The sequence below is a fragment of the Corynebacterium lujinxingii genome (assembly GCF_014490555.1).
Taxonomy (GTDB): Bacteria; Actinomycetota; Actinomycetes; order Mycobacteriales; family Mycobacteriaceae; genus Corynebacterium; species Corynebacterium lujinxingii.
In genome coordinates this window covers 2,034,353-2,046,835 of the sequence record NZ_CP061032.1, presented here as the reverse complement: position 1 = coordinate 2,046,835, position 12,483 = coordinate 2,034,353, and the positions used below count along the sequence as shown (strand labels likewise).

Sequence of the window (12,483 nt, the reverse complement as noted above, 5' to 3'; positions counted from 1 at the left end):
ACGGTGTGTTGCCCCACCTTTGTAACTTCCTGTGGTTAGAGTTGCCGATGTGACTAGAGACCAGGATGGCAACGAACCCTTCGATTACGACTCCACCGACAGCGCGCGTTACGACGAGCCGCTCGACGCCGAAATCGTCGACGAGCCCGAGGATTACCGCGGCGCCCACCGCCGCGACGACGACGCCGACTACATCGAGCCCGACTACGACGAGGGCTCCGATTACGTCGACGGTAACTACATCAATGCCCCAGCCGAGGAGACGGAGCGCCGCGGCTCCACCGCCGTCGCCGCTGGTGCTGGTTCCGGTGCCGCCGCGGGCGGCCTGCCCCGTCGCGGCCTCGCCATGATCCTTATTGCCGTCGCCGCCCTGCTCCTGCTTTGGGCACTGTGGGCGATGACGCAGAAGGGCGGCGACGACAACGCCGCAGATAACGCCGCCTCCACCGAGACCTCCACGTCCACCGAGGTCGTCGCCCCATCCCCGGCTCAGGCCGATGGTCAGCAGCAGGAAGGTCAGGCCGGCGCGTCGCAGGACCCGAACGCGCCGGCGTCCGAGACCGCACCGCGCGACCCGAACGCGCCGGCGTCCGAGACCGCACCGCGCGACCCGAACGCGCAGGACGACAATGCGCGGGACGGCGACGCTCAGGCTCCGGCTCCGGCTGCACCGGCACCGCAGGGCGCGCAGCTCAACAGCGGCAACGCTGAGGTGTTCGTCTACAACAACTCCGGCGTCGCCGACCTGGCTAGCCGCACCGCCGACCAGCTCCAGGGGCAGTTCCGGGTGGCTAATCAGTCGCCGGACGCCGCGGCGATGAACATGCCGGAGCAGCAGTACGGCGTGTTCCCGGAGACCTACGTCTTCTTCGACCCGGCCACCCCGGGCGCCGAGCAGGTCGCGGCCGACATCGCCCGTCGCGTCGGTGGCACCGCGCGTGCGAAGAACGACATCCCGGAGGGTGCTGTGAGCCTGCCGGAGCAGGCCGCGAACAACCGCAGCGCGGTCGCGGTGGTGCTCGCCGGCTAGTTTTAGACCGGCATCGCGCCGGCACCGCACAGATGTAGAGAATGCAACGCGGAGAATGGCCAAAAACAGGCGTTTTCTACGTTGCATTCTCTACATCTGGGGCACAGAGGAGCCCGGCACCGCCCATCACGGCCTGGATGGCGCATTCTGGACGGTACATTTCGTCGATAAGCGGCGAAATGCGCCATGCAGGATGCGCCATTTGCATGGGCCGCGGACCCGAAACCGCATAAAAACCCCGCCGACGTAGCAACGCAGGCGCCGGAACGGGATAGGCTGGGCGCTTATGGATCCGTTTCGTGATTTCGCCAGGTCGGCAGCCCCCACCCTCGGCGTGGAGTGGGAAATTTGTCTCGTCGACCCGGAAACGCGCGACCTGGTGCCGCGCGCGGCCGAGGTCATCGACGAGGTGCAGAAACGCAACCCGGACGTCCACTTGGAGCCGGAGTTTCTGAAGAACACCATCGAGTTGGTCACGCCGATCTGCACGAACACCAAGGATGCGATCGCGGCGCTGCAAAAGGACCTTGACGCGATCAAAGAGGTCACGGACGAGATGGGCCTCAAACTCTGGGCAAGTGGCGGCCATCCTTTTTCGGATTTCCGCACGAACCCGCTGAGCCCGAAGAACACGTACCAGGAGATCGTGAACCGCACCCAGTACTGGGGCCAGCACATGCTGCTGTGGGGCATACACTGCCATGTCGGCATCAGCCACGAGGACAAGGTGTGGCCGATCATCAACGCGGTGATGACGAAGTACCCGCACCTGCTCGCCATTAGTGCGTCGAGTCCGGGGTGGGATGGCATCGATACGAGTTACGCGTCGAACCGCACGATGCTCTACCAGCAACTTCCCACTGCGGGCATGCCGTACCAGTTCCAGGATTGGGACGAGTGGGTCGGTTTTATGCGCGACCAACAGACCTCCGGCGTGATCAACCACACGGGCTCGATGCATTTCGACGTCCGCCCGGCCGCGAAGTGGGGCACGATCGAGGTCCGCATCTCGGACGCGACGAGTAACTTGCGCGAGTTGGCGGCCGTCGTCGCGCTCACGCACTGCCTGGTTGTGCACTACGACCGCATGCTCGAGCGCGGCGACGAACTGCCCACGCTGCAGCAGTGGCACGTCGCGGAGAACAAGTGGCGCGGCGCGCGCTACGGCATGGACGCGCTGGTGATCACGAGCCGCGACACGGACGAGGACTGGATTAAAAACGAGCTCACATTGCTTATCGACGAACTCATGCCCGTGGCCGAAGACTTAGGCTGCGTCGACGAGCTGCTGCTGGTCGGCGAGATTGCGGAGCGCGGCGCGGGGTATGAGCGTCAGCGCGCGATCTACGAGCGCACCGGCGACTGGAAGGATGTCGTCGACGCGACTTGCGACGAGATGTGGGAGCTGACCATCTAGGTCGGGCGTTCCACCTCGGTGGGCTTGTTGGGGTTGATGCGGCGCGGGTGGTAGCTCGCGGGCCGGTCGTTGCGGGTGAGTTGCTCCTCGCCGCCGTAGAGGCCCTCGCGTCGCGCGATGCGGCCGAGGCGCTGGCCGGTGACCGGGTTGGTCATCAGGGCGAAGATGACGAGCAGCACCATCATGCCGATGTCGCCTTTTTCGTGCACACCGAAGCGCTCGGCGGTGGTGACGCGGATGATCGTGCCGGTCATGAGCAGCACCAACCCGGTGGTCTGGGGTTTGGTGATGGCGTGCACGCGCGCGAGTGTGGAGTTGAAGCGGGCGGCGCCAACGGCGGCGGAGAACACCATGAACGCGCCGGGCAGGATGAAGATCAGTGAGATGATGTCGGCGATCATAGGGAACCATCCCTCTTGCGGAAGCGGGCGACGGACAGGGACGCGATGAAGCCGAGCATGGCGATGACCATCATGACGTTGACCACAGTGGTGTCGAGCGTCCAGCAGATGTAGAGCGCGAGCGCGCACTGCAGGGAGGCGGTGATGCCGTCGTTGGCCAGCACCCGGTCCATGGAGTCAGGGCCGACGATGACGCGCCAGGCGAAGACGAAGAAGCCGGCGAAGAGGAAGACGGCGGCTATGGCGAGGAAGATGTTGTAGATCGTGTCGCTCATTTGCTCCTGCTTTCGAAGATGCCGATCATTTGGCGCTCCAGTTTCTGCACGTTAGCAATCTCGCGTTCGATGTCGGCTTCGGTGTCGGCATCGAGGACGTGGATGGTCCATTCGCGGTTGGCCAGGTCGATGTCGGTGATGGTGCCGCCGGGCTGCAGGTTGTAGGCGCTGGTGGCCAGGTAGAACACCATCTCGTTGCTCACACGCATAGGCACGCGCAGGATCGCGTTCTTCGGCTGCGGCGCCGGGCGCAGCGACAGCCACGCGACCTTGGCGGAGGCGAGGATGAGGTCCCAGAGCCACTCGAGGACGAAGCCGATAAGGCGCGGCCAGTGGACTTTGTTGCTGGAGCGCGGCACCTTCGGCAGCGGCAGGGCGAGCACGATGAGCATGGCCAGCAGGAAGCCGGCGACGACGTTGCCCCAGGACACTTCGCCCATGAGCAGTACCCACATGAAGGTGAGCCAGGCGACGAAGGCGGGGCGGAAGCGGTGGCGGAAGCCACGGATCGGTTGCATTTACTCATCCACCTCGTTCGATTCGGCGTCGACGGGGGCGGGCACGCGCTCGGTGGTCACACCGGTTTCCACGGGGGCGGTGGGGCGTACGGAATCGCGGTTGGTCAGCGAGTCGTGGCCGCCGTCGGATTCGTCGGGTTCGGTGAAGCCAGCGGGGTTGCGTGTGGCGTTGGCGGGGTCGTCGATAAGCACTGCGCTGCGGTAGATGGACACGTCCTTGGCGGATTGGGCGGCGCGGTCGGTGATGTTGGAGATCGGACCGGCGAGGAACGTGATCGACGTGGACGCGATGACCAGCAGCGCGGTGGACAGGAACATGCCGACGGGGATGCGGCCGACGTCGTCGCGGTCGCCGGCGGCCACGGTTTCGCCGCGCTCGGCGAGGTTGGAGGGGCGGGCGAGGACGACGTCGCCTTCGGGGGCGTCGGCACGGTCGCGCAGAAAGCCCTTGGACCAGACGGTCATCATGGCGTAGAGCGTGAGCAGCGAGGTGACCACGGCGCCGCCGATGAGGACCCACGCCAGCCACGAGCCGTCGACGGCGCCGGCCTGGATGAGCATGACCTTGCCCAGGAAGCCGGACAGCGGCGGGATGCCGCCCAGGTTGAGCGCGGGGATGAGATAGAGCACGCCGATGACCGGCGCGGTGTAGAGCAGCGAACCCAGGCGTCGCAGCTGCGCGGAGCCCGCTTGGCGCTCGACTAGGCCGACGACGAGGAACAGGGAGGTCTGCACCAAAATGTGGTGCACCGCGTAGAAGATCGCGCCGGACAAGCCTGCAACCGAGCCGAGGGCGACACCGAAGATCATGTAGCCGATGTGGCTGACCAGGGTGAACGACATGAGTCGTTTGATGTCGTTTTGCGCGATCGCGCCCATCACGCCGACGATCATGGTCAACAGTGCCACCCACATGAGCATGGAGTCGAGCGCGCCGGCGGTGAACACGGTGGAGCGCACGCGGATGATCGCGTACACGCCCACCTTGGTCAACAGGCCCGCGAACACTGCGGTCACGATGGACGCAGCGGTGGGGTAGGAGTCCGGCAGCCACGCGTCGAGGGGGAATATGGCGGCTTTGATGCCGAAGGCGATGAGGATCGTCGCAAAGATCGCCGAGCGGGTGCCCAGCGGGAGTTCCTCCATGCGGATTCCCGCTTGCGCCATGTTCACCGTGCCGGTGGACGCGTAGATCAGCGCCAGCGCGAACAGGAACACCATCGACGAGGCCATGGACACCATGACGTAGCCGATGCCGGCGCGCACGCGCTGCGGGGACGCGCCCAGGGTGAGCAGCACGTACGAGGCGACGAGGAAGACCTCGAAGCCGACGTACAGGTTGAACAGGTCGCCCGCGAGAAACGACAGGTTCACGCCCATGGTCAGCAGCATATAGATGGGCAGGAATACGGCGACGGGGTCGTCCTCGTCGCCGTCGCGAAGCCCCTGCGAGATGCCGTACCACATCACGGCGAACAGGACGATGGAGGAGACGAACAACATGATCGACGACAACCTGTCGGCCACCAGGGTGATGCCGATCGGGGCTTCCCAGCCGCCCATCTGCACGGTTTGGATGCCGTGGGTGTCGGCGATGACGATCATCAACGCGGAGATTGCCGTCAACAGCGCGAGTGTGCCCAGCGCGATGGTGCGCTGCAGGTTCACGCCCCGGAACACCAGGATGAACGCCGCGGCGACCACGGGCAGCAGGATCGGCATGATCGTCAGGTACGGCATGGCCGGCAGCGCCCATTCGGCGAGTTCGATGAGGCTACTTCTCACTGTCGGCCCCCTTTACCGGTTCCTCGAACGAGGCGGAGGTGGACGCCTTGCCGGCCGCTTCCTCTTCGTCGCGGTCGCCCGTCGGGGTGGTCGGGCGCACCGCAATGGCGCGGTCTTCTTCGTCGCGCTCGACCACGTCGTCGGTGCGGTAGCGGTACTGGCGGTAGGCGAGCGCGAGCATGAAGCCCACCATCGCCATCGAAATCACAATCGCGGTCAGGATCATCGCCTGCGCAAGCGGATCGGCGGTGTCGGCAGCGGCTTTGGAGTCGCGGCCGAGGATCGGCGGGGAGCCTGCTTGGCCGCCGGCTTGCAGCAGAAGCAGGTTTGCGCCGTTGCCGATGAGCAGCACGCCCAAAATCATGCGCGTCATCACCTTGTCCAGCATGAGGTACACGCCGCACGCGATGAGCACGCCCGAGCCGATGAGCAGGAACAGGTTCGCTTCCATTTAGTCCTCCGTGCCTTTGCTTATCGACGACCCACTGTTCGCCACCGCCGCCCTCTCGCTGAAGCGCAGTTTGCGCTCGCGCTCCTGCCAGCGCCGGCGGCGACGGTTCTTTTCTTGCAGTTCCACGGCGCGGTCGCGGGCGCGCTGCTTTCGGGTGTCCTCCTCGCGGTCGAGGTGGGCGCCCATGGAGGCGAGCACGTGCATGATCAGGCCGACGACGATGACGTACACGCCGGCGTCGAAGATCAGCGCGGACGGCACGTCGAACTCGCCGATCAGCGGCAGCGTGAACGTGGCGTAGTCCGTGGTCAGTGGCGCGTAGCCGAAGAACATGGGCACAATCGCGGCCGAGGCCGACAGCAAGATGCCCACGCCGAGCACCTTGCCCGGGTGCACCGGCAACGTCGCCTCGATCTCCTTGCGACCGCCGGCGAGGTAGCGCAGCGTCAGCGCAAGTGCAGCGACGAGCCCGCCGGCGAATCCGCCGCCTGGCGCGTTGTGGCCGGAGAAGAAGAAGTAGGCGGACAGCAGCATCATCGACGGGAACAGCAGGCGGGTGACCACCTCGACCATGAGTGAGCGGTTCTGGGCCGTTTCGTCGTTCACGCCGGAGGCGAGCCAGCGTGCCTTGGTGGTTTGTAGCGTTGGGCGTCGCGACGACGGGTCGAACCGGCCGGTGCCGAAGATGAGGCTGGCCACGCCTGTGGCGGCGATAACCAGCACGGTGATCTCGCCAAAGGTATCGGCCGCGCGCAGGTCGACCAGCAGCACGTTGACGGTGTTGCGGCCGTGGCCGATCTCGTAGGCCAGTTCCGGCATTGTCTTGGAGATCGGTTCTGCCACGCGCGCGGACATCGCCGTCATGGCGACGGTGACCACAGATACGCCGGTGCCGATGGAGAGCCAGGCGCGCACGCGGTTGTCGTCGTTACGCGGCTCGACTTCGGTGGGCATCTTGCGCAGCACGAGCATGAACACGACCATGACGATCGTCTCCACGAGCGCCTGTGTGAGCGCGAGATCCGGTGCGCCGTGCAACACGAAGATCATGGCCAGGCAGTAGCCGGTCAGCCCCACCATGACCACGCCGGAGAGGCGGTTGCGCTGCAAGGTGGCGAAGAACGCCATACCCGCCATGATGATCACGATCAGGCCCTGCCAAACATTGTCCCACACGATCATGCGGATGTTGTTCGACGAGCCCAGGATGAGCGCGGCGAGCGGGACGACCATGAGGACGAAGAAGATGACCGCCAGGTTGATCGCCAGCGAGCCGCGCTGCGTGGACGCGGTGAGTTTGAGCGACCAGCGGTGCAGCGTGTGCAGGATGTTGTCCCACAGTTCGTTCGCACTGCCGAGTGCAGGGCGATCGAACTGCGCCTTTTCGACCAGGTCGCGCTGCCAGAACATGATCGCGCCGGCGGTAATGATCACACCGGACAGCGCCAGCGGGATGTTGAAGCCGTGCCACAGCGCCAACTGCGAGCCGTCGACGTCCGGGAAGCGCACGTTGAGGTACTCGTTGATCGGCCGCGACAGCACCGCCGGCACAATGCCGAAAGCGACGGTCCCTGCGGTGAGTACGGCAGGGGAGAGCCACAGTTTCGGGCCCACGCGGTGCATGCCCAACACGGCCTCGGACGGTTCGCGGTTGTGCTCGCGCTTGGACGCGAACGCGCCGAACAGGAAGTACAGCGAGTACGCCATCGTCAGAATCGAGCCGACCACCAGCACCACCAGCGTGATCCTGCCGGGCATGCCGGTGAGCAGTTCCTCGTGCAGGATCGCATCCAGGGCAGCTTCCTTAGCGACGAACCCGAACAGCGGGGGAATACCCGCCATCGACGCCGCCGAGATCACCGCGAGCGAGGTCAGCCACGGCTGCTTTTTGCCCAGGCCGGACAGTTCGTGGATGTCGCGGGTACCGGTGGTGTGGTCGATGGCGCCGACGATCATGAACAGCGCCGCCTTGAACATCGAGTGCGCGAACGTGATCGCAAGACCCGCCATCGCCGCCTCGCGGGAGCCCACGCCGATGACGGTGATGATGAAGCCCAGCTGGCTGACCGTGCCGTAGGCCAGCACCAGTTTCAGGTCACGCTGCTTGAGCGCCATCCAGCCGCCGAGCAGCATGGTGAACCCGCCGGTGGACAGCACAACCAGGTGCCAGGTGTTCACCGCCGACAGGTCGGGCGCGAGGCGGGCGACCAGGTAGATGCCCGCCTTGACCATGGCTGCCGAGTGCAGGTAGGCCGACACCGGCGTCGGCGCCGCCATCGCGCCGGGCAGCCAGAAGTGCCACGGCGCCTGGGCCGACTTGGTCAGCGCGCCGAGCATCATGAGCACGATCGCGGCGGAGATGGCCGGGGTGTTTTCGATGTCGGCGATCTGCGGGACCTCCGACATCCGCCAGATGCCTGCCTTGAAGCCGAGGAGGTTGATACCCACCAGCATCGCGAGCCCGCCCATGGTGGTGACCATGAGCGCCTGCATCGCGGCGCGTCTCGACGTTGCCCGCTCCCCGTAGTAGGAGACCAGCATGTACGACAGGATCGAGGTCAACTCCCAGAACACGTACATGAGCAGGAAGTTGTCGGAGATGACCAGGCCGTACATGGCCGTGGCAAACGCGCTCAGCTCATACCCGAACTTGGCCAGCCTGCGCGGGTTGGAGTCGAAATAGCCCCAGCAGTACAACAGCACAAGCGCCCCGACACCCAGAATGATCAGACTGAATAAGCCGGCGAGCGCGTCGAGGCGGAATTCTAAGTTGAGGTTGGTCGACGGCATCCAGACGAATGTCGAGAGCACTTCGCCACCGTCGCTGAACACGCCGTCGACGAAGAGTTTGACCACCCAGATAAAGCCGGCGAGCGGCACGAGTGCCAGTATCGCGAATGCGGAGCGCCCGATGGTCCGCAGCAGCACCGGGGCGATGGTGCTGGCGGCCATGAGCGCGAGAAGTAGCGTGAGCACGTTCCTGGCGGCCCTCCTTCAAAGGCAGGTCATAGCGTGGGCGCGCCTAACCCCTCTAGTGAAGGTGGCTTTTGAAGTTCACACTGAAATAACTTGGCCTTTGCGGCAACAAGATACAACGCGTCAACACCAGTGGCGCGGCCGTCTTTCGGCCACTGTAGCGAATTTTCGTTACTTACCGTAGCGCTGCAGGAACATGGCCTCGGCGATGGCCACGTGTTCAATTTCCGTCGGGTCCACGGATTCGTCCACGCCGTGGATTCCGCACAGCGGCTCCTCCACGCCGTACAGCGCGATCTGGGCGTTGGGGAACTGCTCCTGCAGTGTGGTGGTCAGTGGGATCGAGCCGCCCGTGCCGACGATCGCCAGGTCCTCCGCCCCGTACGCCTCCTTCAAGCACTGGCCGAGTTGGTCGATAGCCTCGGCGGTGACGTCGGTGGAAAACGGCTGGTTCACGCCACTGACCTCAACGTCCACCTTCGCGCCCCACGGGGTGTGGGATTTGATGTGTTCGACCATCTTCTGCGCGACCTCCTCCGAGTTCTGGCCGGCCGGCACGCGCAGGTTGAACTGCGCCTCCGCGCGCGGGTTCACCGCGTTCATCGCCTCGGCGACCGGGGTAGAGGTGAAGCCGATCATGGTCACCGCCGGGCGCGCCCAGACCAGGTCGGCCGGGTCGTCGTCGACTGTGCCGAGCAGCTGCACGCCGTCGAGCACGGTCGCATCCGAGCGGAACATCTCGCGGTCGTACGCGTCGCCCTCCCACTTCGTGGTGGTGTCGACGCCGTCGATGGTGGTGCGGCCGTGCTCGTCGAAAAGCGAGGTTGCGATAGTCATCAGTGCGTGGGCTGCATCGGGTGCGGCGCCGCCGTAGGAACCGGAGTGCACCGCGCCCTTAAGCGTTTCCACCTTGACGACGACCTGCGCGCCACCGCGTAGCGACGTCGTCAGCGTCGGCACGCCAACCGCCACATTGCCCGTATCCGCGATGAGGATGGCGTCCGCGTCGAAGACCTCCGGCTTTTCCTCGATGAGTTTGCCCAGGCCGTCGTCGCCGCCGAGCTCCTCGGAGCCCTCCACGACCACCTTGAGGCCGAGGTCGGTGCCGCCGTTTTCTTCGACGAGGCGCAACGCTTCCAGGTGCATCGCGAGGTTGCCCTTGCAGTCGGCGGCGCCACGCCCGTACCAGCGGCCGTCGCGCTCAGTGAGGTCGAACGGGTCGTTTGTCCACGCTTCCGGGTCATTCGCCGGGACGACGTCGTAGTGGGAGTAGAGCAGCACCGTCGGGGCGCCGTTGTTCGCGGGCTTCGTGGCGACGATCGTATCCGCGTCATCCACCGTCGGATAGCGCGTGACCTCCAGGCCGAGGTTTTCCAGCGCCTCGACGGTCCAAGCGCAGGCCGCTTCGTGCTGGTCAGCCAACTCCGGGGTGGAGTGCACAGAGTTAAAGGAGACCAACTTCTTCATGTCGGCGAAGATGCGGTCGCGCTGCGGTGTGTAGGTTGCGTTCGGTGCGTTGTCAGTCATGGCACCACGCTAGCAGTGATGCAAGTGCCAGTTCGGGGGCTAGATGCTTACCCGAGGATGCTTACCGGGGCTAGATACTTACCCGAGGATGCTTACTCCTCGAGTGTGCTGCGATTGCCCGAAATCGGAAACGTCGGGCAATAAGCATCCTGGGGTAAGCATCCTGAGTCGAAACGCAGCCCTGCGTCTCTTGCACTCAACCCCGCCGAGTGCTAAAAATGGTGCCTGGCACTCACGTAAACCGAGTGCCAAATAAACGAACAAAGCGGGTGAGGCTGAGACCACTCGTCAGCCGTGCCGTCGCGGGCGCCTGCTTGCACCGACGACCTGAGTGATCGTCCATGAACGCCTATATATAAGGAGTGACACACTCACATGGCAAAGATGATTGCATTTGACGAGGAAGCACGCCGCGGCCTCGAAAACGGCCTGAACACTCTGGCTGACGCCGTGAAGGTCACGCTGGGCCCGAAGGGCCGCAACGTGGTGCTGGAGAAGTCCTGGGGCGCCCCGACCATCACCAACGACGGCGTGAGCATCGCTCGCGAGATCGATCTCGAGGATCCGTACGAGAAGATCGGCGCTGAGCTGGTCAAGGAAGTCGCCAAGAAGACTGACGACGTCGCCGGCGACGGCACCACCACCGCTACCGTGCTTGCCCAGGCGCTCGTGCGCGAGGGCCTGCGCAACGTGGCCGCAGGTTCTAACCCGATGGGCATTAAGCGCGGCATCCAGGCGGCCACCGACAAGGTGACCAAGTACCTGCTCGACGGCGCGAAGGAGGTCGAGACCCAGGAGGAGATCGCTTCCACCGCTGGTATTTCGGCGTCTGACCCGGAGATCGGCAAGAAGATCGCCGAGGCGATGTACGCCGTGGGCAACGGTGCCGTGAACAAGGAGTCCGTGATTACGGTCGAGGAGTCCAACACCTTCGGAGTGGACCTCGAGGTCACCGAGGGTATGCGCTTTGACAAGGGCTTCATCTCCGCATACTTCGCCACCGACATGGAGCGTGGCGAGGCTGTGCTCGAGGACCCGTACATCCTGCTGGTCTCGGGCAAGATCTCCAACGTCAAGGAGCTCGTGCCGGTGCTGGAGCAGGTCATGCAGTCCGGTAAGCCGCTGCTCATCATCGCCGAGGACGTCGAGGGCGAGGCCCTGTCCACCCTCGTGGTGAACAAGATCCGCGGCACCTTCAAGTCGGTTGCGGTGAAGGCTCCGGGCTTCGGTGATCGTCGTAAAGCAATGCTCCAGGACCTCGCGATCCTCACCGGCGGCCAGGTCATCTCGGAAGAGGTCGGCCTGTCGCTGGAGACCGCGGGCATCGAGCTGCTTGGCCAGGCGCGCAAGGTTGTCGTGACCAAGGACGAGACCACCATCGTCCAGGGCGCGGGCCAGCAGGATCAGATCGACGGCCGCGTGAAGCAGATCCGCGCTGAGATCGACAACTCCGACTCCGACTACGACCGCGAGAAGCTGCAGGAGCGCCTGGCCAAGCTGGCCGGCGGTGTTGCGGTGATCAAGGTCGGCGCCGCCACCGAGGTGGAGCTCAAGGAGCGCAAGCTGCGCATCGAGGATGCTGTGCGCAACGCGAAGGCAGCTGTGGAGGAGGGCATCGTCGCCGGCGGTGGCGTGGCACTCCTGCAGGCCGCTAATGAGCTCGAGGGCGACCTCGGCCTGGAAGGCGACGAGGCAACCGGCGTGAAGATCGTCCGCGAGGCGCTGTCCGCCCCGCTAAAGCAGATCGCTCTGAACGCTGGCCTGGAGCCGGGCGTGGTGGCCGACAAGGTTGCCAACCTCCCGGACGGCGAGGGCCTCAACGCAGCGACCGGCGAGTACGTGGACATGCTCGCGCAGGGCATCGCCGACCCGGCGAAGGTGACCCGTTCCGCGCTGCAGAACGCCGCGTCCATCGCCGCGCTGTTCCTCACCACCGAGGCTGTCGTGGCTGATAAGCCGGAGCCGGCTGGCGCCGCAGGTGCCGGCATGGATCCGGAGGCCATGGGCATGATGTAAATCTGCCCCGCCTGTGCAAGCACGCCCCTCGGGGCGTGCTTTTTTATGTGCGGGATTGCTTATCGACGACCCCCCGAATAGGTGTAA

Annotated in this window: 10 protein-coding genes; 3 read left to right on the top strand and 7 right to left on the bottom strand. The window is 65.0% G+C overall.

What is annotated here, in order from left to right:
* The first annotated feature begins 49 nt into the window (after positions 1–49).
* Both IAU68_RS10115 and IAU68_RS10110 read left to right on the top strand, forming a co-directional pair.
* Positions 50–1,030, top strand: coding sequence for a LytR C-terminal domain-containing protein (locus IAU68_RS10115; RefSeq protein ID WP_171193761.1), 981 nt, complete (start codon positions 50–52; stop codon positions 1,028–1,030).
* A 286-nt stretch (positions 1,031–1,316) separates the two neighbouring features.
* Complete coding sequence (locus IAU68_RS10110; protein ID WP_171193760.1) at positions 1,317–2,447, top strand: glutamate--cysteine ligase; 1,131 nt, start codon at positions 1,317–1,319, stop codon at positions 2,445–2,447.
* Here the strand turns inward: IAU68_RS10110 and IAU68_RS10105 are convergent.
* From IAU68_RS10105 to IAU68_RS10075, 7 genes are all read right to left on the bottom strand, one after another.
* The gene (locus tag IAU68_RS10105; protein ID WP_171193759.1) at positions 2,444–2,848 is read right to left on the bottom strand and encodes a monovalent cation/H(+) antiporter subunit G; all 405 of its coding nucleotides are present in this window, start codon (positions 2,846–2,848) and stop codon (positions 2,444–2,446) included. The two genes, IAU68_RS10110 and IAU68_RS10105, sit on opposite strands and share 4 nt — an antisense overlap.
* Positions 2,845–3,123, bottom strand: a complete 279-nt coding sequence (locus IAU68_RS10100) for a monovalent cation/H+ antiporter complex subunit F (protein WP_171193758.1) — start codon at positions 3,121–3,123, stop codon at positions 2,845–2,847. The genes IAU68_RS10105 and IAU68_RS10100 overlap by 4 nt, the downstream gene beginning before the upstream one ends.
* Complete coding sequence (locus IAU68_RS10095) at positions 3,120–3,641, bottom strand: Na+/H+ antiporter subunit E (RefSeq protein WP_171193757.1); 522 nt, start codon at positions 3,639–3,641, stop codon at positions 3,120–3,122. The genes IAU68_RS10100 and IAU68_RS10095 overlap by 4 nt, the downstream gene beginning before the upstream one ends.
* Positions 3,642–5,426 (bottom strand): Na+/H+ antiporter subunit D, encoded by a 1,785-nt coding sequence (locus tag IAU68_RS10090; RefSeq protein ID WP_407928711.1) that lies wholly within the window; start codon positions 5,424–5,426, stop codon positions 3,642–3,644. It abuts the gene before it with no gap.
* Positions 5,416–5,877, bottom strand: coding sequence for a Na(+)/H(+) antiporter subunit C (locus tag IAU68_RS10085; RefSeq protein WP_171193756.1), 462 nt, complete (start codon positions 5,875–5,877; stop codon positions 5,416–5,418). The genes IAU68_RS10090 and IAU68_RS10085 overlap by 11 nt, the downstream gene beginning before the upstream one ends.
* Entirely contained in the window at positions 5,878–8,853 is a 2,976-nt protein-coding gene (locus IAU68_RS10080; protein WP_171193755.1) for a Na+/H+ antiporter subunit A, read from the bottom strand.
* Between the two features lie 171 nt (positions 8,854–9,024).
* Positions 9,025–10,380 carry a dipeptidase gene (locus tag IAU68_RS10075; RefSeq protein WP_171193754.1) on the bottom strand — a complete coding sequence of 452 codons (1,356 nt, stop codon included), beginning with the start codon at positions 10,378–10,380 and terminating at the stop codon, positions 9,025–9,027.
* Between the two features lie 375 nt (positions 10,381–10,755).
* On the opposite strand from IAU68_RS10075, the gene groL reads away from it, so the two are divergent.
* Entirely contained in the window at positions 10,756–12,396 is a 1,641-nt protein-coding gene (groL, locus tag IAU68_RS10070) for a chaperonin GroEL (RefSeq protein ID WP_171193753.1), read from the top strand.
* Positions 12,397–12,483 lie beyond the last annotated feature (87 nt).

Coding starts and splice junctions, on each gene's coding strand:
- IAU68_RS10095 (WP_171193757.1), bottom strand. CDS start 3,641: ATGCAACCGATCCGTGGCTTCCGCCACCGCTTCCGCCCCGCCTTCGTC.
- IAU68_RS10105 (WP_171193759.1), bottom strand. CDS start 2,848: ATGATCGCCGACATCATCTCACTGATCTTCATCCTGCCCGGCGCGTTC.
- IAU68_RS10075 (WP_171193754.1), bottom strand. CDS start 10,380: ATGACTGACAACGCACCGAACGCAACCTACACACCGCAGCGCGACCGC.
- IAU68_RS10110 (WP_171193760.1), top strand. CDS start 1,317: ATGGATCCGTTTCGTGATTTCGCCAGGTCGGCAGCCCCCACCCTCGGC.
- IAU68_RS10100 (WP_171193758.1), bottom strand. CDS start 3,123: ATGAGCGACACGATCTACAACATCTTCCTCGCCATAGCCGCCGTCTTC.
- groL (WP_171193753.1), top strand. CDS start 10,756: ATGGCAAAGATGATTGCATTTGACGAGGAAGCACGCCGCGGCCTCGAA.
- IAU68_RS10085 (WP_171193756.1), bottom strand. CDS start 5,877: ATGGAAGCGAACCTGTTCCTGCTCATCGGCTCGGGCGTGCTCATCGCG.